This is a genomic window from Nisaea acidiphila (assembly GCF_024662015.1).
Lineage (GTDB): Bacteria > Pseudomonadota > Alphaproteobacteria > Thalassobaculales > Thalassobaculaceae > Nisaea > Nisaea acidiphila.
This window is the reverse complement of record NZ_CP102480.1, coordinates 4,445,868-4,464,643: the sequence shown is the minus strand read 5'-3', so window position 1 is coordinate 4,464,643 and position 18,776 is coordinate 4,445,868. Positions and strand designations below refer to the sequence as shown.

The 18,776-nt window shown below is 60.4% G+C and carries 18 protein-coding genes; 9 read left to right on the top strand and 9 right to left on the bottom strand.

Features of this window, described 5'->3' with window-relative positions; translation table 11 throughout:
- Positions 1 to 987 precede the first annotated feature (987 nt).
- Positions 988 to 1,755: an SDR family oxidoreductase gene (locus NUH88_RS20885; RefSeq protein WP_257768704.1), complete on the bottom strand. Its 768-nt coding sequence runs from the start codon at positions 1,753 to 1,755 to the stop codon at positions 988 to 990.
- Between the two features lie 109 nt (positions 1,756 to 1,864).
- Between NUH88_RS20885 and NUH88_RS20880 the strand changes: the two genes are divergently transcribed.
- A complete protein-coding gene (locus NUH88_RS20880) occupies positions 1,865 to 2,764 on the top strand; it encodes a LysR family transcriptional regulator (protein ID WP_257768703.1) in 900 nt (299 codons plus the stop codon).
- Between the two features lie 161 nt (positions 2,765 to 2,925).
- Here NUH88_RS20880 and rpsI read toward each other — a convergent pair whose 3' ends face one another.
- Both rpsI and rplM read right to left on the bottom strand, forming a co-directional pair.
- The gene (gene rpsI, locus NUH88_RS20875) at positions 2,926 to 3,381 is read right to left on the bottom strand and encodes a 30S ribosomal protein S9 (RefSeq protein ID WP_257772282.1); all 456 of its coding nucleotides are present in this window, start codon (positions 3,379 to 3,381) and stop codon (positions 2,926 to 2,928) included.
- A gap of 42 nt (positions 3,382 to 3,423) precedes the next feature.
- Entirely contained in the window at positions 3,424 to 3,882 is a 459-nt protein-coding gene (rplM, locus tag NUH88_RS20870) for a 50S ribosomal protein L13 (protein WP_257768702.1), read from the bottom strand.
- A gap of 418 nt (positions 3,883 to 4,300) precedes the next feature.
- Between rplM and NUH88_RS20865 the strand changes: the two genes are divergently transcribed.
- Positions 4,301 to 4,954, top strand: a complete 654-nt coding sequence (locus NUH88_RS20865; RefSeq protein ID WP_257768701.1) for a response regulator transcription factor — start codon at positions 4,301 to 4,303, stop codon at positions 4,952 to 4,954.
- Positions 4,955 to 5,215: 261 nt separating this feature from the next.
- Entirely contained in the window at positions 5,216 to 7,705 is a 2,490-nt protein-coding gene (locus NUH88_RS20860) for a PAS domain-containing protein (RefSeq protein WP_257768700.1), read from the top strand.
- Between the two features lie 346 nt (positions 7,706 to 8,051).
- Here the strand turns inward: NUH88_RS20860 and NUH88_RS20855 are convergent, their stop codons facing one another.
- Together NUH88_RS20855 and NUH88_RS20850 are read right to left on the bottom strand one after the other, a co-directional pair.
- A complete protein-coding gene (locus NUH88_RS20855; RefSeq protein ID WP_257768699.1) occupies positions 8,052 to 8,951 on the bottom strand; it encodes an aldose 1-epimerase in 900 nt (299 codons plus the stop codon).
- Positions 8,948 to 9,376 (bottom strand): PaaI family thioesterase, encoded by a 429-nt coding sequence (locus NUH88_RS20850; RefSeq protein WP_257768698.1) that lies wholly within the window; start codon positions 9,374 to 9,376, stop codon positions 8,948 to 8,950. The genes NUH88_RS20855 and NUH88_RS20850 overlap by 4 nt, the downstream gene beginning before the upstream one ends.
- A 99-nt stretch (positions 9,377 to 9,475) precedes the next feature.
- Here NUH88_RS20850 and NUH88_RS20845 point away from each other — a divergent pair, with 99 nt between their 5' ends.
- A complete protein-coding gene (locus NUH88_RS20845) occupies positions 9,476 to 10,585 on the top strand; it encodes an NADH:flavin oxidoreductase/NADH oxidase (protein WP_257768697.1) in 1,110 nt (369 codons plus the stop codon).
- Here the strand turns inward: NUH88_RS20845 and NUH88_RS20840 are convergent.
- The gene (locus NUH88_RS20840) at positions 10,582 to 10,956 is read right to left on the bottom strand and encodes a hypothetical protein (protein ID WP_257768696.1); all 375 of its coding nucleotides are present in this window, start codon (positions 10,954 to 10,956) and stop codon (positions 10,582 to 10,584) included. The two genes, NUH88_RS20845 and NUH88_RS20840, sit on opposite strands and share 4 nt — an antisense overlap.
- Before the next feature lie 93 nt (positions 10,957 to 11,049).
- A complete protein-coding gene (locus NUH88_RS20835) occupies positions 11,050 to 11,421 on the bottom strand; it encodes a hypothetical protein (protein WP_257768695.1) in 372 nt (123 codons plus the stop codon).
- Between the two features lie 117 nt (positions 11,422 to 11,538).
- Between NUH88_RS20835 and NUH88_RS20830 the strand changes: the two genes are divergently transcribed.
- Positions 11,539 to 12,402, top strand: coding sequence for a dimethylarginine dimethylaminohydrolase family protein (locus NUH88_RS20830; protein WP_257768694.1), 864 nt, complete (start codon positions 11,539 to 11,541; stop codon positions 12,400 to 12,402).
- A gap of 12 nt (positions 12,403 to 12,414) precedes the next feature.
- On the opposite strand, the gene NUH88_RS20825 is transcribed toward NUH88_RS20830, so the two are convergent.
- Entirely contained in the window at positions 12,415 to 13,098 is a 684-nt protein-coding gene (locus NUH88_RS20825; protein ID WP_257768693.1) for an HAD family hydrolase, read from the bottom strand.
- 215 nt (positions 13,099 to 13,313) lie between these two features.
- Between NUH88_RS20825 and NUH88_RS20820 the strand changes: the two genes are divergently transcribed.
- From NUH88_RS20820 to NUH88_RS20810, 3 genes are all read left to right on the top strand, one after another.
- The gene (locus NUH88_RS20820; RefSeq protein WP_257768691.1) at positions 13,314 to 14,624 is read left to right on the top strand and encodes an ammonium transporter; all 1,311 of its coding nucleotides are present in this window, start codon (positions 13,314 to 13,316) and stop codon (positions 14,622 to 14,624) included.
- 11 nt (positions 14,625 to 14,635) lie between these two features.
- A complete protein-coding gene (locus NUH88_RS20815) occupies positions 14,636 to 14,974 on the top strand; it encodes a P-II family nitrogen regulator (RefSeq protein ID WP_257768690.1) in 339 nt (112 codons plus the stop codon).
- 116 nt (positions 14,975 to 15,090) lie between these two features.
- Positions 15,091 to 16,812: a SulP family inorganic anion transporter gene (locus NUH88_RS20810; protein WP_257768689.1), complete on the top strand. Its 1,722-nt coding sequence runs from the start codon at positions 15,091 to 15,093 to the stop codon at positions 16,810 to 16,812.
- Here NUH88_RS20810 and NUH88_RS20805 read toward each other — a convergent pair.
- Positions 16,787 to 17,593: an alpha/beta fold hydrolase gene (locus NUH88_RS20805; RefSeq protein WP_257768688.1), complete on the bottom strand. Its 807-nt coding sequence runs from the start codon at positions 17,591 to 17,593 to the stop codon at positions 16,787 to 16,789. The genes NUH88_RS20810 and NUH88_RS20805 overlap by 26 nt on opposite strands.
- A 158-nt stretch (positions 17,594 to 17,751) precedes the next feature.
- On the opposite strand from NUH88_RS20805, the gene NUH88_RS20800 reads away from it, so the two are divergent.
- Positions 17,752 to 18,687, top strand: a complete 936-nt coding sequence (locus tag NUH88_RS20800) for an AEC family transporter (RefSeq protein ID WP_257768687.1) — start codon at positions 17,752 to 17,754, stop codon at positions 18,685 to 18,687.
- Positions 18,688 to 18,776: the final 89 nt, after the last annotated feature.

Below are 18,776 nucleotides of genomic sequence, written 5' to 3'. Positions count from 1 at the left end.
GCGCTGTCATCAAGAAAGCTCTTTTCCGTCAACCCGCGAAACAGAAGCAACTTCTTGACCTTTACAAGCAAAATACAAAGCAGACGAAACCACCAACCCGCCCCCAACCAAGGACGCGGGTGACCTGCGCCGTATCATGGAGTTTCTGGACCTGGCACATGACTCAAGCACCGGCAGTACTGCTCTTCACCAAGCAGCATGCAGCGAGATCGTAGAAAACGCCGGATACAACCAGGGCAGCTTCTGGCGCCTCGATGCCAATCAGCCATGTATTGGCTGCTACTATGTTGCCGAGAAAGAGGAGTTCTCATCGGCCCAAAGTTAGTTTCCCACAGATTCTCCTACCTATTTCGAGGCGATCCTTGACCAAGTGTGTATCGTCACCCCGCGCAGAAAATTGTCGACGGCGACACCTCCGTCCGAGCACCACGAATTAGCGCCAACGAACTAGACCGGATGCAGGGTAGGTGAACCAACAAACACGAGATAGAAGCTCATCCAGAACACTGAGAGGCGTTCAATCAGTTCGGTTAGAGTGTCGCGATATCCCAATCAACAAGTACGCCCGCTAGCAACCGGTCGAGCAAGATGGCAAGTCGATCCTCGATCAAGGTGTCGTTGACCGTGCGCTCGACCCTCAGTTCCGCGAGAGATAGCGAATAGCAAACGTGGCAGCGGCCGCTGGAACACCGAATACGATCGCGAGAAATGGAAGTTCCTGAATCACTGTGAAACCGGCTTGTGTCACACCGACCCACATATTGACCAATGATGCTACCAACCACACCGGAATAAACGCCTTGGAGGCAAAGGCTTGAGAGGTGCGGTCGCGCGATCCGAGGAGTTTTCCAATGCCGAGGAACGCCAAGAGTAAAAGCAGACCGCAACTAACAACCATTATAGAGTGCATGTTTTCTCACCTTTGCTTTTCTGTGGGGAGAATCGGATGCCCCGATATCTTGAGCCCCGCGGCATCCGATCTATGACCTACCTTGTAACAAAACCGCCGTTCACAAATATCGTTTGACCCGTGATCCATTGGCTTTCAGCGGCGGTGAGGAAATTGATCGTCGGCACGATGTCTTCGATCTCACCAAGGCGTCCGGTCACACTTGCCGCCTTCAGGTATGCAACTGACTGTTCATTCTCCTCACCATGAAAAAACGGTGTGTCGATGGGGCCGGGTGCGACCGTGTTGACCGTGACACCGCGGCCACCGATTTCCTTTGCGAGCGCGCGTGAGAAATCCTCAAGTGGGGCTTTCGATCCCGCGTAGACGCCGTACATAGGCGTGAATGCGCCAAGTAGCGACGTCCCCATGCTGATGACTCGTCCACCGTCTTCAATACAACGGGCGGCTTGTTGCATGACGAAGAACGCCGCTTTTGCATTGATTCCGAAACTGCGGTCGAAGTCCTCCTCGCTGCATTCCATGATCGGTTTCTTGATAACCAAACCGGCATTGTTGATCACGATATCGATCCGCCCGAACGCGCTTTTGGCATTCGCAAAAATACTCTCGGCATTTGCCGGAACAGCAAGATCGCCCTGCACCAACAAGGTTTGCCCCCCTGCGTCCTTGACTAACCGAGCCGTCTCCTCGGCATCAGTCACGGATGCGTCGGAATGATAGTGCACAACGATGCTGGCACCACGGCTTGCGAGGGCAACGGCAAACGCCCTGCCCATATTGCGCGCCGCGCCGGTAATGAGGGCGACCTTCCCGCTCAAGTCCTTGTTGTTCGTCTCAGACATTGTGTGCTCCTTCGAATGAGTTAACAGACGACCAGAAGCTATTCACATGACTTGAAATCATGTAGATATAAGATTTACATCTCATTATTGTGAAAAACACACGTTATATATGGATCAATCCGAGACCACATTTCTTCGCGTCGTTGAAGCTGGCAGTCTCCGCGCGGCAGCGGAACAGCTGGGGACCGATCCGTCTGCGATCAGCCGACGCCTCGCCAGCCTTGAAAGTCGCTTGGGGGTCAAACTTCTGACGCGTTCCACCCGTCGTTCGGTGCCAACAGAGGCCGGGCTACAGTATTATGATGGGATGCGGCGGCTGGCCGACGAGCAGCTCGCGCTCGAAGCTAAAGTTTCGGGCCAAATGGAATTGCCAAGCGGTTTGTTGCGGGTCGCAGCACCTCTGGATTTTGGCTCGTTGTTCATCGCTCCTGTGTTGCATGATCTGATTAGTGTATTCCCTGCCCTCGACGTTGAGATGCTGCTCGGAAGTGAGTTTGAACAAATCGCTCAACAAAGCATCGACGTCGCAGTCCGAATTGGCAAACTACCCGACTCAAGCCTGATTTGCCGCAGGCTTGGCGAGGTACCCCGCGTTCTTGTTGGCGCAACATCATACTTTGAAGACCGAGGCATACCCGCGCGCCCGGCCGATTTGCGCAATCACGAGTTTGTCTTCTATGCGAGACGGCAAGCAGACGCACCAGTAACGTTTGAAGGCCCCTGCGGACGAGAGGAGGTTGATGTCTCGGGGCGGTTTACTGTTAACAGTGTCTCCGCGGTGCGCTCTCTAGTCGAGAATGGTTGCGGCCTTCACGTTGGCCCGCTGTGGGCATTCAAAGACGGGATTTCCGATGGGCGCCTCAAGGCCATATTGACTGATTACCAATTGGACGCTTATCCGATACACGTTCTGTATCACTCTGCGGGATTTGTGCCAGCAAAGGTAAGACGGTTCATCGACTTTCTGGACGCGGCAATTCAGAGACAGCCCGGCAAGTTTGCGACATAGCACGTAGTCTTACGCTTCGATTTGTCTACCGAAAACAGTGACATTATTTATTGATGTCCAAACTCGCAAGATCACTGGCCGAGACTTTTGACATACGAAAGCGGTGCCTCCATTTACAGGAGACACCGCTTAATTTATTGATTTTACTTACGTATCTTCGATTAACGCTTGGAGAACTGGAAGCTCCGGCGCGCCTTGGCCTTACCGTATTTCTTACGCTCGACCACACGCGGATCACGGGTCAGGAAGCCTTCCTTCTTCAAGGCCGGACGCAGGCCCGGTTCGAAGTAGGTCAGCGCCTTGGAAATACCGTGACGCACCGCTCCGGCCTGGCCGGAAAGGCCACCGCCGGTGACGGTCGCGTAGACGTCGAACTGATCCTTCCGGTCGGTGATGCCGAACGGCTGATTGATCATCATGCGCAGCACCGGACGAGCGAAATAGACACTGTCATCACGGCCGTTCACGGTGATCTTGCCGCTGCCCGGCTTGATCCAGACACGGGCGATGGCGTTCTTGCGCTTGCCGGTGGCGTAGGCGCGGCCGAACTGGTCCAGCTTCGGCTCCGCCGGCGCAGCGGCTTCCGCACCCTCTTTCAGGGCCTCGAGCGCTTCCATGCCAGCGCCTTCGTTGGTCGCTTCGGTCTCAACGGACATGGGTTACCTCTTGTTCTTCGGGTTCATCGCGGCGACATCCAGCACTTCGGGCTGCTGCGCCTCATGCGGATGCTCGGTGCCGGCATAGATGCGCAGGTTGCCCATCTGCTTGCGGCCGAGCGGGCCACGGTTGATCATGCGCTGCACGGCCTTCTCGATGACCCGCTCCGGATGCTTGCCGCCCAGGATCTTGTCCATGGTGCGGGACTTGATGCCGCCCGGATAGCCGGTGTGCCAGTAGAAGGTCTTGTCGGTCAGCTTGTTGCCGGTCAGCTTCACCTTGTCGGCATTGATGACGACGATGTTATCGCCGCAATCCATGTTCGGGGTGAAGGTCGGCTTGTGCTTGCCGCGCAGATAATTGGCGAGAACGGTTGCGAGTCGGCCGAGCACGACGCCCTCGGCGTCGACGATCCACCACTTCTTCTCGATCTCGCTCGGTTTTGCCGAGTAGGTACGCATCTCTCTTACCATCCAGTGATGCTGCGAAATCCAAGTGCCGCACGAAACCAAGGCCCCGGCGGCGAGCTGGCGTAAAATAGACATCGTTGAGTTTAAGTCAAGCGCTATAAACCGTGTGATTTCAATAGCTTTATAATTACGGTATTATAATACCGCGCCAATATCCCCCTGAATTCAGAACGAAAGCCCATTTCCCGAAAAATCACACATACCAATGATTTCCTCATGGCTTAATTGAGTGCCGGAGATCGGTTCGCGTCTCCGTTGCCGGCGTCCCACCCAATGCGTTGATGGCTTTTCTGTTTTTGCATAAAATAAAAATTCAGGCCCTGACAGTTCTGAGTTCCGCTCGATCACTTTCGTTCCCGAGTAATTTCGACGTCTAAAGAGGCTGGCAAACATATGTCCGTATGCGTAGATGTTTAAATCACTCTTGATTGCAGACGATCATACCGTGGTCAGGGAAACGCTCGCGGATTACCTTGAAGCATCCAATCCCTGTCTCACAATCTACCAAGCGGCGAATTTCGAAGATATGTGGCGTGCCCGGGACCTGCATGGTGAACCGGAGGCCCTGCTTGTCGACTGGCGCATGCCGGGATGCAGCGGGTTAGAGGGAACACGACGCACGATAGAGATTTTTCCGAATTCCAGTGTCGTTATCTTCTCCGGTGAAATGACCAATTCGGACCTGCAGGCGGCGCGTACGCTCGGCGTCGACGGGTATATTCCGAAGAGCTTCGGAGCGCGGGCCGTGGTCGAGTGTCTCCATTCGATCGAACGGGACGGGGCGCACTTTCCGAGAGACTTCGCCGCTCTGGAGTGCGACATCCGGCTACCATCCGATTCCCGCCGGCAGTCTGGCCCGGAGAGAATTCAAGGAATGATTTCGCCGCGACAAACTGAAGTGCTTCGTCTTGCAGCGGTCGGATTCCTGAACAAAGAAATTGCAAACCAGCTGAGCATCTCAGAGCCGACCGTAAAAGAACACATGTCCAATATCCTGCGCACACTGAGAGCAAAAAACCGAACCGACGCGGCCCGGATTGCCCGCGAACTCTCACTCATTTAGCGCCGGCAGCTACCGACACTCACTCAGCCGGTGCGGAACCTCACGACCTGGGCGGGCACATAAAGGCAAATGAACACACTCCCCCCGGACATTTCGCTCCAATCAAGAATTTCAGCGCATCAGAAATTCGTTTCGCACCTCCCGGTTCCTGCCCTGATCTGCGCGCGCGACGGATCGCTCATCGCCGCGAACAGCCTTGCAGCCGAGCTACTGTCAGAGCGAGATGCACTGTCAGGCAAAGGCAGAATACAGGACCAGCCATTGTTCTGCCCCCCCGGCTCGCCGAGCGCTGACGCTCTTTTCTCGGCGATTGAAAGCGCGCCGGACTGGCAGGAGCCGGCCTCGGTCGAGCTCGAACTGGTATCGGCATCCCCCACTCCGCGCTTCTTCACCTTCACCGTCGGCAAGTTCGATGAGGCATCGTCCCTCGTTCTCATCTTCGACATGACAGCGCACATGACCAATGCGCACGAACTGGAAGACCGGAGACTGGAACTCGAAGCGATCTTCGACTACGCGCCGGTCATGATCGGTTTGAAGTCGGTCGATGGGAGATGGCGAAAAATCAATCGCTTCTTCGCCGATGTGCTGGAAACGTCGCCAGACGAATTGATCGGGAAACGATCCGAGGAGATCTGGCCACCCGAAATGTACGAACGCGTACAGAAACATGACCAACGAATTCTTTCGTCCGGACGAACGGCAACCCAGGTCCTGACGTCCACCTCCAATCCAGGCGAGCGATCCATCTACGGGACGAAATTCGCGGTCAGGGACAATGCCGGATCCCTCGCCCAAATCGGCTTTGTCGGCGTCGACATCAGCGACCTGGTGGAGGCGAAGAAAGAAGCCGATCTGATGGCGCTGCGGCTCCGAGAGGCGCAGCGGATCGGCAACGTCGCCTACTGGACCTGGGACCCGGTATCGGACGTGCTTTTCTGGTCGGATGAGCTCTTCACGCTCCTAGGATGGGATCCTGCCAATCCGCCCCAAAACGCCTCCGACTATTTCGAGTGCATTCACCCCGACGACCGCGCCGCCTTCCTCGATCGGACACGGCGCGTCGATCAAGGCGCCCGGGTCACGATAGAATACCGCTTTACCGCTCCGGATGGGCGGACGATCTGGCTGCACGACGAGGCGCTTCCTCGACTGACACCAGATGGACAGAAGTTCGGCTTCATCCATGACATCACAGAGCGCAAGGAAAGTGAGATTCGCCTGCGAGAGTCGGAAATGCGGCTCTCCCTTGCCAAGCGGATTGCTGGGATCGGAACGTGGGAGGTCGACCAGAAAACACGTGCGCTTGTGTGGTCGGACGAGGTCTACGCAATCTTCGGACAGAACAAGAGCGAGCAGCCTATCTCCATTTCCAAATGGATGAAATTGCTTCATCCCGGTGATCACGAGAGCTACCTCAGATTGCGCGGGCTATCGATCGCCAATCGGCGCACTTACCAGGTCGAGTATCGTGTGCTGCATCCGGACGGAACGCATCGGATCGTACTCGAACATGGCGAGCATGAATTCGATCCAGACGGAACACTGAGTTATACGCGCGGGACGGTTCAGGACATCACCGAGCTGAAGAACCTCCGGAACCGGGCGATCGAAGCCGAAAAGCTCGAAGCCACCGCCGCCCTTGCCGGCGGTTTGACACATGATTTCAACAATATCCTCGGAGCGATCGCCGGAAACCTCGATATCATGGAAATCAGGGGAGCCGCACGGCTTGGCTTCGAGCCTCCGCTCGACCGGATCCGACAGGCGGTCCACTCAGGACAATCCCTAACCCAGCGGCTGCTGAACTTTTCCCAGAACAGTCCCCCGGCCCCGAAACCGGTATCGATGAACCGGGCGATCGAAGGCTTCGCGGCATTGGCTCGCTCGGGTCTCAGGGACGGTTACACGCTGACCCTTGATGTTTCCTCCGCTCCGCTGGTCTGCGAAATCGATAAGAATGGCCTTGAAACCGCGCTATTGAACCAAATCATAAATGCAAAACAGGCCATGCCGGACGGCGGCCCGATCACAATTTCGCTCTCCCGCGCCGGGACAGGGGAACCGCCGGACACATTGCCGCCCGCCCGCTACGTCAAAATCTCCGTCGCAGACGCCGGGCCGGGCATGGCACCGGACGTCGCCAACCACGCATTCAATGCATTCTTCACGACCAAGAGGGAGTGCGGCGGAACCGGCCTCGGGCTCTACATGGTCCGGAACTTCGCGTTGCAGCATGGCGGAGACGCCGTCCTCCACACAGCGCCAGGACGCGGCACCCGTCTCACACTTTATCTCCCCGAAAGCACGGCGCGACAGGCGGAAGTCAGCGATCCAGCGAGTGAAGAAAGAGCATCCGATCGGCAAACCAGAATCTTGATCGTCGAGGATCAACCCGGCATCCGCGCCTTCATCGAGGACTGCCTCGTTGACGACGGCTACGAGGTTAGCGCCGTCGCGACAACGCGCGATGCCCTCGAACGTCTGGAGAACGACGGTTCCTCTTTCGATGCCATGATCTGCGACATCAATCTTGGCTCCGCCGTTGATGGATTTGACGTTGCGAAGCGTTGCCGCGATCTGCAACTGGATTATCCGATCGTCTTCGTATCGGGCTTCGCCGACGGCGCTCGCGCCTTGAGCGCGGTGGCCGATTTCAATGCGGACCTGATCAAGAAGCCCTTCGGGGTTGCCGACCTTCGAAGCACATTGAAAAAAGCTCTGGCTCGGAGTCGGCGGCCCACTCCGTGAGGCACCGGCAGGATTCCCCAACCCTTTCCGGTGCCTCGACGGACGACTTGCATGCAAAGTCGAAGAAATTGCCGATCTTCGACGGGCTGCGGTCCCAAATGGTCGCGTGAAGCGGCAATCGCCCGCTTGAAGGCGAGCGCCGATAAGATCCGCCAAGATTTCAGCGGATCACAACCCGACCTAAGAAGGGTGCTTTAACTGATTGGTTTAGAGCGTTTTTCGTGAAATTTATGACATCGATCACTTGCACCTCAAGGCACTTTCCGCCCAACGCGACACTCACGGCAAATCTGATTCGCGTTTTTCCATATCCGCATGCGCGGCCCCACAGAAGAACGTCGCACCGCTAGAAAACTGTCGGGCGGAGCATGATCTCGACGGTCATCGACGCGCCCGCCTCCAAACGGCGCAGGCCTGTTTCGGGGACGCCTCCGGCCGCAAGATTGACCGCGTCGATCGAATGGGTAACCGGCTCGGCACAAAAGAAATCGCGGCCATCGGGCGAGAAGAGAATGACATGTCCGAGCCCTCCTGCCACGCTTACGTCGAGCGTCGTGCGGCACTCCGGCCAGGTAAGCGCAAACGCCCCCTCGACCCCCGAGAACCCGGTATCCAGACCACGCGGCAGCGGCCTGCCCTCGCGGAACTCATATGCGTCTGGCACCGGTAACGGTCCGGCCGGCAGAACACCGTCCACGGCGGGCCAATAACTGCCAAAATCGGCTTTCAGAACCGGCCCCCCACGCCAGGGAAAATAAGGATGGTGCCCGAGCCCTGCGGGCATCGGCTTTTCGCTCTCGTTTGTCAGCCGCAGTTCGATGGAAAACACGCCGCCCTCGAGGGAGACCTCTTGTTCGGCCCGATAGGCAAATGGCCAGTCTCCCGGAACATAGCGGTAGGACATCGAGACGGACCGTTCCGACGCCCGCTCGACGGTCCAGGCAAGGGATCTGCCGTGCCCATGAATCGCATTCGGCGCCCCCTTCTCCGTGGCCTCGATATGATGGATTTCTCCGTCCCATTCAAAACGGGCGTCACGGATGCGGTTGGAAAACGGAACGAGCGGGAAACTCCCCCATGAACCGGTAGCGCCCCTCGCGATATCGCTCTGCGGGGCCGGCACCATCCAATCGAACCGCTCACCGCCTTCGACGCTGTAGAAGGCGGTCACACGACCGCCGCCAGCAGGCCAGAGTTCGGCATGAAGCCCGCCCTCGGACAGCCGGATGATTTCATCCCGGCTCATCTCTGCTCTTCCGGAGGGATGGAATAGGTCGCCGTGACGTGGCAGACCGGGTCGTCCTCTTCCCCGGCGCTGAACAGCGTCACCTCGCCATAGGCCAGGCGTTTTCCGCATTTCAGCAGGCGGCCTTCGGCGATGAGGTCCGCCGGCTTGGGCCGGCGGAGAAAATTGGCGTTGAGGCTTGTCGTGACCGCGAGCTTCACGATCCCGATCCGCGACAGCACGCAGGCATAGACCACAACGTCGGCCAGTCCCATCATCACCGGACCGCTCACAGTCCCGCCTGGCCGGAGAAAATCTTCCTGGTACGGAAGAACGGCCCGGGCCGTACCGTCGCCGATTTCATCGAACCTCACCCCGTACTGGCCGACAGCGGGCACTTCCTCGCGGGCAATCCGCTCCATTTCAGCATTGGATATCTTCGTCATTCACCCCTCCCCCGGGCGTGCGAAGCCGTTATCTTTATCGTGTCGGCATAGCGATATGCGGCCAATAATCTTAAGGGCAGAAACGTAGGACAGAGGCGAATGAGCAGTCATCTTTTTTCCCCGATCAGTTTCCGCGGACTCACCCTCGACGACCGGATCGCGGTCTCCGCGATGTGCCAGTACCAGGCAGAGAACGGCACCGCGAACGACTGGCATCTGATGCATTACGGCACGCTTTCGATGGGCGCCGGTAACCTGCTGATCACGGAAGCGACCGCGGTCTCGGCGGTCGGCCGGATCTCCCCGAACTGCCTCGGCCTCTATACCGCCGAACACGAAACGGCGATCAAGCGCTTCGTTGATTTCTGCAAGACACATGGCACGGCGAAGCTCGGCATCCAGATCGCCCATTCCGGCCGCAAGGGCTCGACGCAACCTCCCGGCAAGGGCGGTAAGCCGATCGCGATCGCGGATGGCGGCTGGGAAACGGTCGGACCGTCCGGCCTCGGTTATGCCGACTGGGCGGCCCCGCGCATGCTCGACGATGCCGGACTCGCGCAGGTGAAGGCTGAGTTCGTCGAGACGACGAAGCGCTCGGACCGGATCGGTTTCGACCTCGCCGAACTGCATGGCGGACACGGCTATCTACTGCACCAGTTTGTCTCGCCGCTCAGCAATCAGCGAACCGACGGATATGGCGGCAGCCTCGCAAATCGTCTGCGCTTCCCGCTTGAGGTCTTCGAAGCCTGCCGTGCGGTGTGGCCCGAGGACAAGCCTTTCGCCGTGCGATTCTCCGCGACCGACTGGGTCGATGGCGGGTTCACAGCGGACGAAGCGGTCGTCTACGCGAAGGAACTTAAGGCACTGGGCTGCGATTTCATCGACGTGACCACCGGCGGGCTCGACCCGCGCCAGAAGATTGACGTCAAGCCCGGTTATCAGGTCTTCCTGGCTGAGAAGATCAAGAAAGAAGCCGGCATCGCGACCATGGCGGTCGGCATGATCGTGTCCGCGCAGCAGGCGGAAAACATCGTCGCCAGCGGGGAAGCCGATATGGTCGCGCTGGCCCGCGGTGTGATGGACGACCCGCGCTGGGCCTGGCATGCCGCGCAAGAACTCGGCGAAACCGTCGCCTATCCGGCGCAATATGCGCGCTGCGCCCCGGCGGCGTGGCCCGGAGCGGCCTGGAAAGGCAAGCAGATCGTCTAGCCTGACGCGTCCGTCAGCCAGGCGATCGCTTCGTCCCGGTCGAGAAATACTTCATTCTCGACTTTGGAAACGGCGTTCGTCATTCCGCTGAACGCGCTCGCCAGCACGGTTTCAGTCGTGTCCCGCAGCAAAATCGCGTTGCGCGCACCGTTACCGCGGAATGACGCGATTTCCGCGCCTTGGACTTCAAGGGTTTTGAAGTTTTCCGCCTTGAGTGCCGACACATTGGCCTGCCGGAAATCCCAGACACAAAGACGCTTCGGTGTTTCCCTGTGATAATCCCACGACACCTGAACGATCTCTTCTTTTGTCGTTGCGCCGAAAGCCCTGAACTCCACAAACGTCCCGCGTTCGAGAATTTCGATAGTCATCGACAACCTTCCTCCCGTCATTTCCCGTACGGAAACACAGGAGAAATTCCAGCTCAATCAAATTGAAACTGCGCTTACAATTGCGCCGGAGTGCTAACTGCCGGCTCGCAGCCATGCGACGGCGTCGTCCCGGTCAAGAAACACTTGGTGAAGGACGGGAGAGACCGCGCTCGCCGTGCTGGCATATGCGTGCAACAAGAGGCCTTCGTCCTCGTTCCGGACCAGGATGGCATTTCGCGCCCCCTCGCCCCGCAACCGGGCGAGCTCCGCCCCTTTTTCGGCGACCTGCAGAAAATACTCGGCCTTGAAGTAGGATATCTGCGCATCGAAGAGGTTCCAGAGCGCCAGTTTTTTCGGCGTCCGCGAATGGAAAGCGGCCGAGACCGACATGATTTCGGTGGCCGAGAGTTCGCCGCTCCCGACGAATTCCACGAAAGCGTCATGCTCCCGAACCTCGATTGACACGATTTGATTTCCCGGCGGCGTTTTCGTTCGTTAAGGCCTTGGCGATGCGGCCCGCAGCCTGCATACCAAAGTGTGGAATGCAATGCCACTCAGCCAAGAGCAGACCGGAATACAGAGATGCAAAACGAAACGGGTCAGATCAAACGCGTCCTGATGAAACACGCCCGGGACGCGTTCCGAAACCAGGCGACAATCGACGCGGAATGGCAGGCGCTGAACTATCTCGGGCGGCCCGACTTCCCCTTGGCCTGCGACCAGTCCGACCGGTTGGCGCAGATTCTGGAGAGCCTCGGCTGCACGATCGAGTGGCTCCCGGAAGACTCCTCCGTCGGGATCGATTCCATCTATGTGCGCGACAACGCCGTGGTCTCCGACCGGGGCGCCGTGCTCTGCCGCATGGGCAAGGAGGCACGGCGCCCGGAACCGGCGGCGCTCGCGACCGGTCTCGAGGCAGCGGGCACGCCCGTTCTGGGAGAGATCGGCGGCACCGGCATGGTGGAAGGCGGCGACCTGATCTGGCTCGACGGCGACATGATCGCCATCGCGGACGGCTACCGCACCAATGCGGAGGGCGTGCGTCAGCTGAAATCGTTGCTGGGCGACGCGGTAAAGGAGATCGTGACCGTCCCGCTGCCGCATTGGAACGGCCCGGGCGACGTACTGCATCTGATGTCCTTCATCAGCCCGATCGCGCCGGATCTCGCCTTGGTCTACTCCCGCATGATGCCGGTCTTCTTCCGCAACTGGCTGCAGGATCGCGGCATCTCGCTGGTCGAGGTTCCGGACGAGGAATATGACAGCATGGGCTGCAACGTCCTCGCGGTCGCGCCGCGCGTGGCGGTGATGCTGGAGGGAAATCCGGTGACGCGGCAACGGCTCGAAGCCGCCGGGGTCGAGGTCCATACCTATGACGGATCGGAGATTTCCGCGAAGGGCTGCGGCGGCCCGACCTGCCTCACCCGGCCGCTCGAACGCGGCTGAACAGCCGGAGCTTCAGCCGGCTTCGCGGGAGGGAATATCCGGGGTCTCGATGCCGAGCAGGCCCGGCAGATCGCTCATATTGTCGAAGAGCTTGTGCACCCCGACCGCGGCAAGACCGTCCGGGCCGTGCGCGGCGTGATAGCCGAAGACGCGCATCCCGGCTGCGATCCCGGCCCGCGCCCCGACCGGGCTGTCCTCCACGACGACGCACCGCTCGGGCGCGACGCCCATGCGTTCCGCGCAATAGAGGTAGAGATCCGGTTCCGGTTTCGGAATCCCAACCATGTCGGCGGAGAAGATCCGCCCGCCGAAATGGCGCTTCAGATTGGTCACGCCGAGGGTGACGTCCATCTTTTCGACCGGGCCGTTGCTTCCGACGCAGATCTTCAATCCGGCGTCGGAAATCCGGCTCAGCGCGCTGTCGATACCGGGAATCGCGCGCAGCTCTTTCCGGTAGAGCCTGAACTGCTTGGCATAGATGTTCGGAACCCAGTCGTCGCCGAGCTCCCGACCGATCATCGCCTCGACGTCTTTCTGGATGAAGGTCAGCTTGCCGCCGAGAAACCGCTTCAGCGCCTCCTCAGCCTCGATCGGCACGCCGGCCGCGGTGATCGCCTCGGCGGTACAGCGATTGGCAATGGCCTCACTGTCGACCAATACGCCGTCGCAATCGAAGATGACGAGATCGCATTCCATGCCTTTCCTATAACAGCGATGCTGGGCCGCCGTCATCAAATGTATCGAGACAATTCACCGATCCAGCCGTCCACGACGTGAAATTCTCGTGCCGAAAAAATGAGCAACGGCTCTTTCTGCTTGCGAGCTAGGCAGCCGCTCGTAGTCTTGGACCCGATCGGGCGCAGGGTGCACCTGACAGAAGACGAACAAGTTTCAGGGGGGACTAGAGTTTCATGACACATTTTCGAAGGCGCGCCGCCTTCGGCTTCACCGCTGCCGTCGCCTTCGGGTCCGGCATCGGCGAGGCCAGGGCGGAGGATGCTTTGAGCGGCGGGGATACGGCCTGGATCCTGACGGCGACCGCGCTCGTGCTCTTCATGACCCTGCCGGGTCTGGCGCTGTTCTATGGCGGACTGGTCCGTGCCCGGAACGTGCTTTCCGTCCTGATGCATTGTTTCGCGATCGCCTGCGTCGCGTCCATCGCATGGCTGGTCGTCGTCTACAGTCTGTCTTTTGATGACGGCGGCGCGCAGCAGGCCTGGATCGGCGGCCTCGGCAAGGTCTTCCTCGACGGCGTCGGCCCGGAAAGCATGTCCGGAACGATCCCGGAAACCGTCTTCTTCATGTTCCAGATGACCTTCGCGATCATCACCCCGGCGCTCATCGTCGGCGCCTATCCGGAGCGTATCCGCTTCGGCGCGGTGGTCGCCTTCAGCCTGGTCTGGCTGGTTCTCGTCTACGCACCGGCCTGCCACTGGGTCTGGGGCGGCGGATGGCTCGCGGATATGGGCGTAATGGATTTCGCGGGCGGCATCGTCGTCCACGTAACCGCAGGCGTCTCCGCTCTCGTTCTCTCCGTCGTCCTCGGCCCGCGCCGCGGCTTCCCGCACGAGATCCGTCCGCCGCACAGCCCTGGCATGGTGGTGACCGGCGCGGCCATGCTCTGGGTCGGCTGGTTCGGCTTCAACGCGGGCTCTGCGCTCGCGGCCGACGGCAATGCGGGCATGGCGATGACCGTCACCCATATCTCGGCGGCCGTCGCCTCGCTGGTCTGGGCCTTCGTCGAATATCTGCGCTTCGGCAAGCCGAGCGTGATCGGTATCGTCACCGGCATGGTCGCCGGTCTCGCCTCGATCACACCCGCATCCGGCTTCGTCGGACCGATGGGGGCGATCGTCATCGGGATCGTTTCCGGCGTGGTCTGCCAGTACTTCACGACCTGGATCAAGTTCCGCATCAAGATCGACGATTCACTCGATGTCTTTGCGGTTCACGGCGTTGGAGGCATTATTGGCACAATACTGGTCGCGGTGTTCGCCGCTCCGGCCTTCGGCGGTCTCGGTCTTGCCGAGGGTGTGTCGATCTCGGATCAGCTCCAAGTGCAGTTGATCGGGATCGTCGCCGTCGCGGTCTGGTCAGGTGTGATCACCTGGATCCTGGCCCAGATCATCGCGCGGACAATCGGCCTGCGCGTAAGCGAGGAAAGCGAAATCGAAGGTCTCGATATCATCGCGCACGGCGAGCGCGGCTATGACCTGACCTGAGGAGAGCGAAGATGAAAATGATCATCGCGGTTGTAAAACCGCATCGTCTCGACGAAGTGCGCTCGGCACTCAACGAGATCGGCGTACACGGCATGACGGCCGGCGAAGTGAAGGGTTACGGCCGCCAGGGCGGCCATAGTGAAATCTATCGCGGCGCCGAGTACACGGTGAATTTCGTGCCGAAGGTAAAGATCGAGGTCGTCACCAGCGACGAGTTGGCCGACCGCGCCGTGGAGGCAATCGCCGCCGCGGCCAAGACCGGCAAGATCGGCGACGGCAAGATCTTCGTACTGGATGTCGGCAAGGCGGTGCGCATCCGCACCGGCGAGGAAGGCGACGACGCGCTCTAGACTGCGACAACATATCTTTCGAAAAGGCCGGGACAGTCCCGGCCTTTTTTGCTTTCATCGGTTACGCTTCAACAGTCGGGGCCAGCGTTCGAATTCGGTGCTGGTCTATCCGGTACATGACCAGCAGCACCGTCCCCTCGCCCGCCGAGACCGGGCCGTCTTTCCGCGAGGCCTTCACGCCGAAGCTGGTGACGGTTCTGCGCGAGGGTTACGGACTCGCCAATCTGCGCGCCGACGCCATGGCCGGGCTGACCGTCGCCATCGTCGCCCTGCCGCTTTCCATGGCCATCGCCATCGCCTCCGGCGCCACTCCGGCCCAGGGCCTCTATACCGCGATCTTCGGCGGATTTCTGGTCTCGGCGCTCGGCGGCAGCCGGTTCCAGATCGGCGGCCCGGCGGGCGCCTTCATCGTACTGGTCGCAGCGACCGTGCAGGCGCATGGCATGGACGGGCTGATCCTGGCCACGATGCTTTCGGGGCTGATGCTGGCGGCCATCGGGTTCCTGCAGCTCGGGACCTATATCAAGTTCATCCCCTATCCGGTCACGGTCGGCTTCACCGCCGGCATCGCGGTCATCATCTTCGCGAGCCAGATCAAGGAGCTGCTCGGCCTGTCCCTTTCCGCGCCCGAACCCGGCCCGTTGCTGGAAAAACTGCCCGCGCTCTGGAGCGACCTGCCGACCGCGGATCCGGCGACCATGCTTCTCGCCGGCGCGACGATCCTCGTCATTCTGGGCCTGAAACGCTGGAAGCCGAACTGGCCCGGCATGCTGATCGCGGTCGCCGGCACCGCGCTCGTGACGACGTTCTTCGATCTGCCGGTCGCGACGATCGCCTCCAAGTTCGGCGGAGTCCCGAGCTCGATCCCACTCCCGTCGCTGCCGGAAATCGATGCGGCAAAGATCCAGGCCGTTCTGCCCAATGCCGTTGCCTTCGCCCTGCTCGGCTCCATCGAATCCCTGCTCTCCGCCGTCGTCGCGGACGGCATGACCGGCCGGCGGCACCGCTCGAACTGCGAACTGGTCGCCCAGGGCGCGGCGAATATCGTCTCCGGACTGTTTTCCGGCATCTGCGTGACCGGCACCATCGCGCGCACGGCAACCAATGTCCGCGCCGGAGCCCACGGGCCGCTCTCGGGCATGATGCATGCGCTGTTCCTGCTCGGTTTCGTCCTGCTCGCGGCACAGCTGGCGGGCTATATCCCGCTCGCCAGCCTCGCCGGCGTGCTCGCGCTGGTCGCCTGGAACATGGTCGAGAAACACGCTTTCGCGAACCTGATCCGGGCCTCGCGCGGAGATGCCGCTGTCCTGCTGGCGACCTTCCTGCTGACCATCTTCCGCGACCTCACCGAGGCGATCATCGTCGGCTTCGCACTCGGCTCGGTGCTGTTCATCCACCGCATGTCGAAGACCACGGCGATCGAGACAGACCGGCCTTTCGTCGCGGAGGACGCGGCGGACGACGCCGAGGGCGGGCGGCATCCATACGAGGAAGAACGGGAAAACGATCCGGACATCGTGATCTACCGGATCTCGGGCGTGTTCTTTTTCGGCGCGGCGGCCTCCATCGGCTCCGTGCTCGACCGTATCGCCGACACGTATCGCGCGCTGGTGATCGATTTCTCCGCGGTCCCCTTTCTCGACTCGACAGCCGCCAACACCATCGAGGTTCTGGCGCACAAGGCCGAGCGGAAAGGCGTTGCGGTTTACCTCACCGGAACGACAGAGGAGTCGCGGCACGATCTCGTCGCCCAGGGTCTCCAGCCCCCGCTCGTGCGTTACGAGGCGAATATCGGTGCCGCGGTTAGGGACGCTAGAGCGTCGCGGCGAATGCCATGAGTTCCTTCGCGAACCGCGCCGGGCGCTCCGCCGGAATGAGATGGCCCGCATCGGTGAAGACGATGTGCGAACTCGACGGGATCCGCGCCTCCAGCTCCGCGATATCCTCTTCGATGCGGAAGACCCGGTCATGGGTTCCGGTCATAAGCAGCACGGGAACATCGAGCTTCTCATAGGGAAAGTCCCAGTCCGTCGAGACCGAGCCTTTCATCAGCTCGTAGAGACCCTCGCCTTCTTTCATCGGCTGGTATGGTCCCTTCAGCAGGTTCGGACGCATTTTGGCGAGCTGTTCGGGATTGACCAGCATGGGCAGGTTCGCCTCCATGATGAGCTGGCTGCCGCCGGTCGCCGCCATCCGGACCATGGCCGCATTGATCCATTCGAGCCTCAGGTTCGGCTTGCGGAGAGTGTTGATCAGCACCAGCCCCTCGGCCGCCGCGCCCTTGAGATAGGCCTGCGCGGCGAACAGTCCGCCGATGGAAAGCCCCACGAGGATCGGGTTCGGCGGCGCGACCTCGTCGACGACCCGTTTCAGATCCTCGACGATGGTCAGCGGACCGAGGTCGATGCCGGGCACGAACGCGCTCTCGGCCTGCCCCCTGAAATTATAGCAGAGCGTCCCGTATCCGGCGGCCCTGAGCGCCGGCCCGATCTCCTCCACCTGCCACATGCCGGTATTTCCGGTCAGCGCGTTCACAAAAACGAAGGTCTGCCCCTTCTGCCCGGGCGCATCGTATTCGTAATGGAGATTGTTGCCGGGACTGATTTCCAGACTGGCCATGATTTTCCTCCCATCCGATGTTTTTTGGAAACTATAGGCGCGGCTCGGGAGGGACGCCAATCGGTATGAGCAGCAATCTTATTGCTGCACTGCACAAAATCGATCATAAATGGCCCTGCGCTTTTCCAGCGCCGCTTCCCTTACGCCATCGGCCGTAAATGCAAATCCTTTTCGATATCGTGTTGCCGGTCTTCGGCACGCTGTTCATTGCCTTTTTCTCCGCCCGCGCCGGGATCGTGCCGCCCAAGGTCGCCGAGGGTCTGGCGGGCTTCGTCTTCACCTTCGCGGTCCCGTCGCTGCTGTTCGACAATATCGTCCGCCATCCGCTGCCGGACCCGATCGAGTGGAACTACCTGATCTCCTTTTTCGGCGCGGCCTATCTCGTCTGGCTGATCGCCATGGCGGTCTCGCGCTTCCTGTTCCGCCGCGATTTCGCCCATGCCTCCATGGCCGGGATGAGCGCCGCCTTCGGCAACACCATGCTCGGCCTGCCGTTGGTGCTGAATACCTTCGGCGAAACCGGAGTGCTGCCTATCTTCCTGATCATCGCCTTCCATTCCTGGCAGTTCTTCGGCTTGGCGACGATCCTGCTCGAGAGCAGCCGGCGGCAGAAAGGCGCGATCTCCGCGCTCCCGCTCACCATCGCGAAGAGCCTCGCGACGAACCCGATCATCATCGGCCTCCTCGCCGGTCTGCTCTGCAACCTGGGCTCCGTCCCGGTGCCGAAACCGGTGACCGACATCACCGGCTTCCTCGGGCAAGCCGCCATGCCGAGCGCGGTCTTCGTCATGGGCGCCTCGCTCGCCAAGTTCCGCATGGCGGGTGCCATCCGGGAGGCCGTGGCGGCCTGCGTCCTGAAACTGCTGCTCTTTCCCGCGCTGACTTACGTCATCGCCACCCACGTCTTCGACATGCAGCCGCTCTGGCGCGACGTCGCCGTGGTGATCGCGGCCCTGCCGGTCGGCATCAACGTCTTCCTCTTCGCCGACCGCTACGAAGCCGGCGCGCCGGTCGCGGCAACGGCGATGCTGCTCTCGACCTTCCTCTCCTTCGGCACCATTGCGGCGGTGCTCTACCTGCTTGGAGTGCGCTAGGACCGGGAGTGCGCCAGGACCGGCGCACGCCAAAAGAAAAGGCAGGGCGCTTTTCCGCCCTGCCTCCGCAGTCCGAACCGGAGAAAGAT

Bases quoted from the DNA above. Each gene is read 5' to 3' on its own strand.
- NUH88_RS20885 (WP_257768704.1), bottom strand. From the start codon at position 1,755: ATGTCTGAGACGAACAACAAGGACTTGAGCGGGAAGGTCGCCCTCATT.
- NUH88_RS20880 (WP_257768703.1), top strand. From the start codon at position 1,865: ATGGATCAATCCGAGACCACATTTCTTCGCGTCGTTGAAGCTGGCAGT.
- rpsI (WP_257772282.1), bottom strand. From the start codon at position 3,381: ATGGAAGCGCTCGAGGCCCTGAAAGAGGGTGCGGAAGCCGCTGCGCCG.
- rplM (WP_257768702.1), bottom strand. From the start codon at position 3,882: ATGCGTACCTACTCGGCAAAACCGAGCGAGATCGAGAAGAAGTGGTGG.
- NUH88_RS20865 (WP_257768701.1), top strand. From the start codon at position 4,301: ATGTTTAAATCACTCTTGATTGCAGACGATCATACCGTGGTCAGGGAA.
- NUH88_RS20855 (WP_257768699.1), bottom strand. From the start codon at position 8,951: ATGAGCCGGGATGAAATCATCCGGCTGTCCGAGGGCGGGCTTCATGCC.
- NUH88_RS20850 (WP_257768698.1), bottom strand. From the start codon at position 9,376: ATGACGAAGATATCCAATGCTGAAATGGAGCGGATTGCCCGCGAGGAA.
- NUH88_RS20845 (WP_257768697.1), top strand. From the start codon at position 9,476: ATGAGCAGTCATCTTTTTTCCCCGATCAGTTTCCGCGGACTCACCCTC.
- NUH88_RS20840 (WP_257768696.1), bottom strand. From the start codon at position 10,956: ATGACTATCGAAATTCTCGAACGCGGGACGTTTGTGGAGTTCAGGGCT.
- NUH88_RS20830 (WP_257768694.1), top strand. From the start codon at position 11,539: ATGCAAAACGAAACGGGTCAGATCAAACGCGTCCTGATGAAACACGCC.
- NUH88_RS20825 (WP_257768693.1), bottom strand. From the start codon at position 13,098: ATGGAATGCGATCTCGTCATCTTCGATTGCGACGGCGTATTGGTCGAC.
- NUH88_RS20820 (WP_257768691.1), top strand. From the start codon at position 13,314: ATGACACATTTTCGAAGGCGCGCCGCCTTCGGCTTCACCGCTGCCGTC.
- NUH88_RS20815 (WP_257768690.1), top strand. From the start codon at position 14,636: ATGAAAATGATCATCGCGGTTGTAAAACCGCATCGTCTCGACGAAGTG.
- NUH88_RS20810 (WP_257768689.1), top strand. From the start codon at position 15,091: ATGACCAGCAGCACCGTCCCCTCGCCCGCCGAGACCGGGCCGTCTTTC.
- NUH88_RS20805 (WP_257768688.1), bottom strand. From the start codon at position 17,593: ATGGCCAGTCTGGAAATCAGTCCCGGCAACAATCTCCATTACGAATAC.
- NUH88_RS20800 (WP_257768687.1), top strand. From the start codon at position 17,752: ATGCAAATCCTTTTCGATATCGTGTTGCCGGTCTTCGGCACGCTGTTC.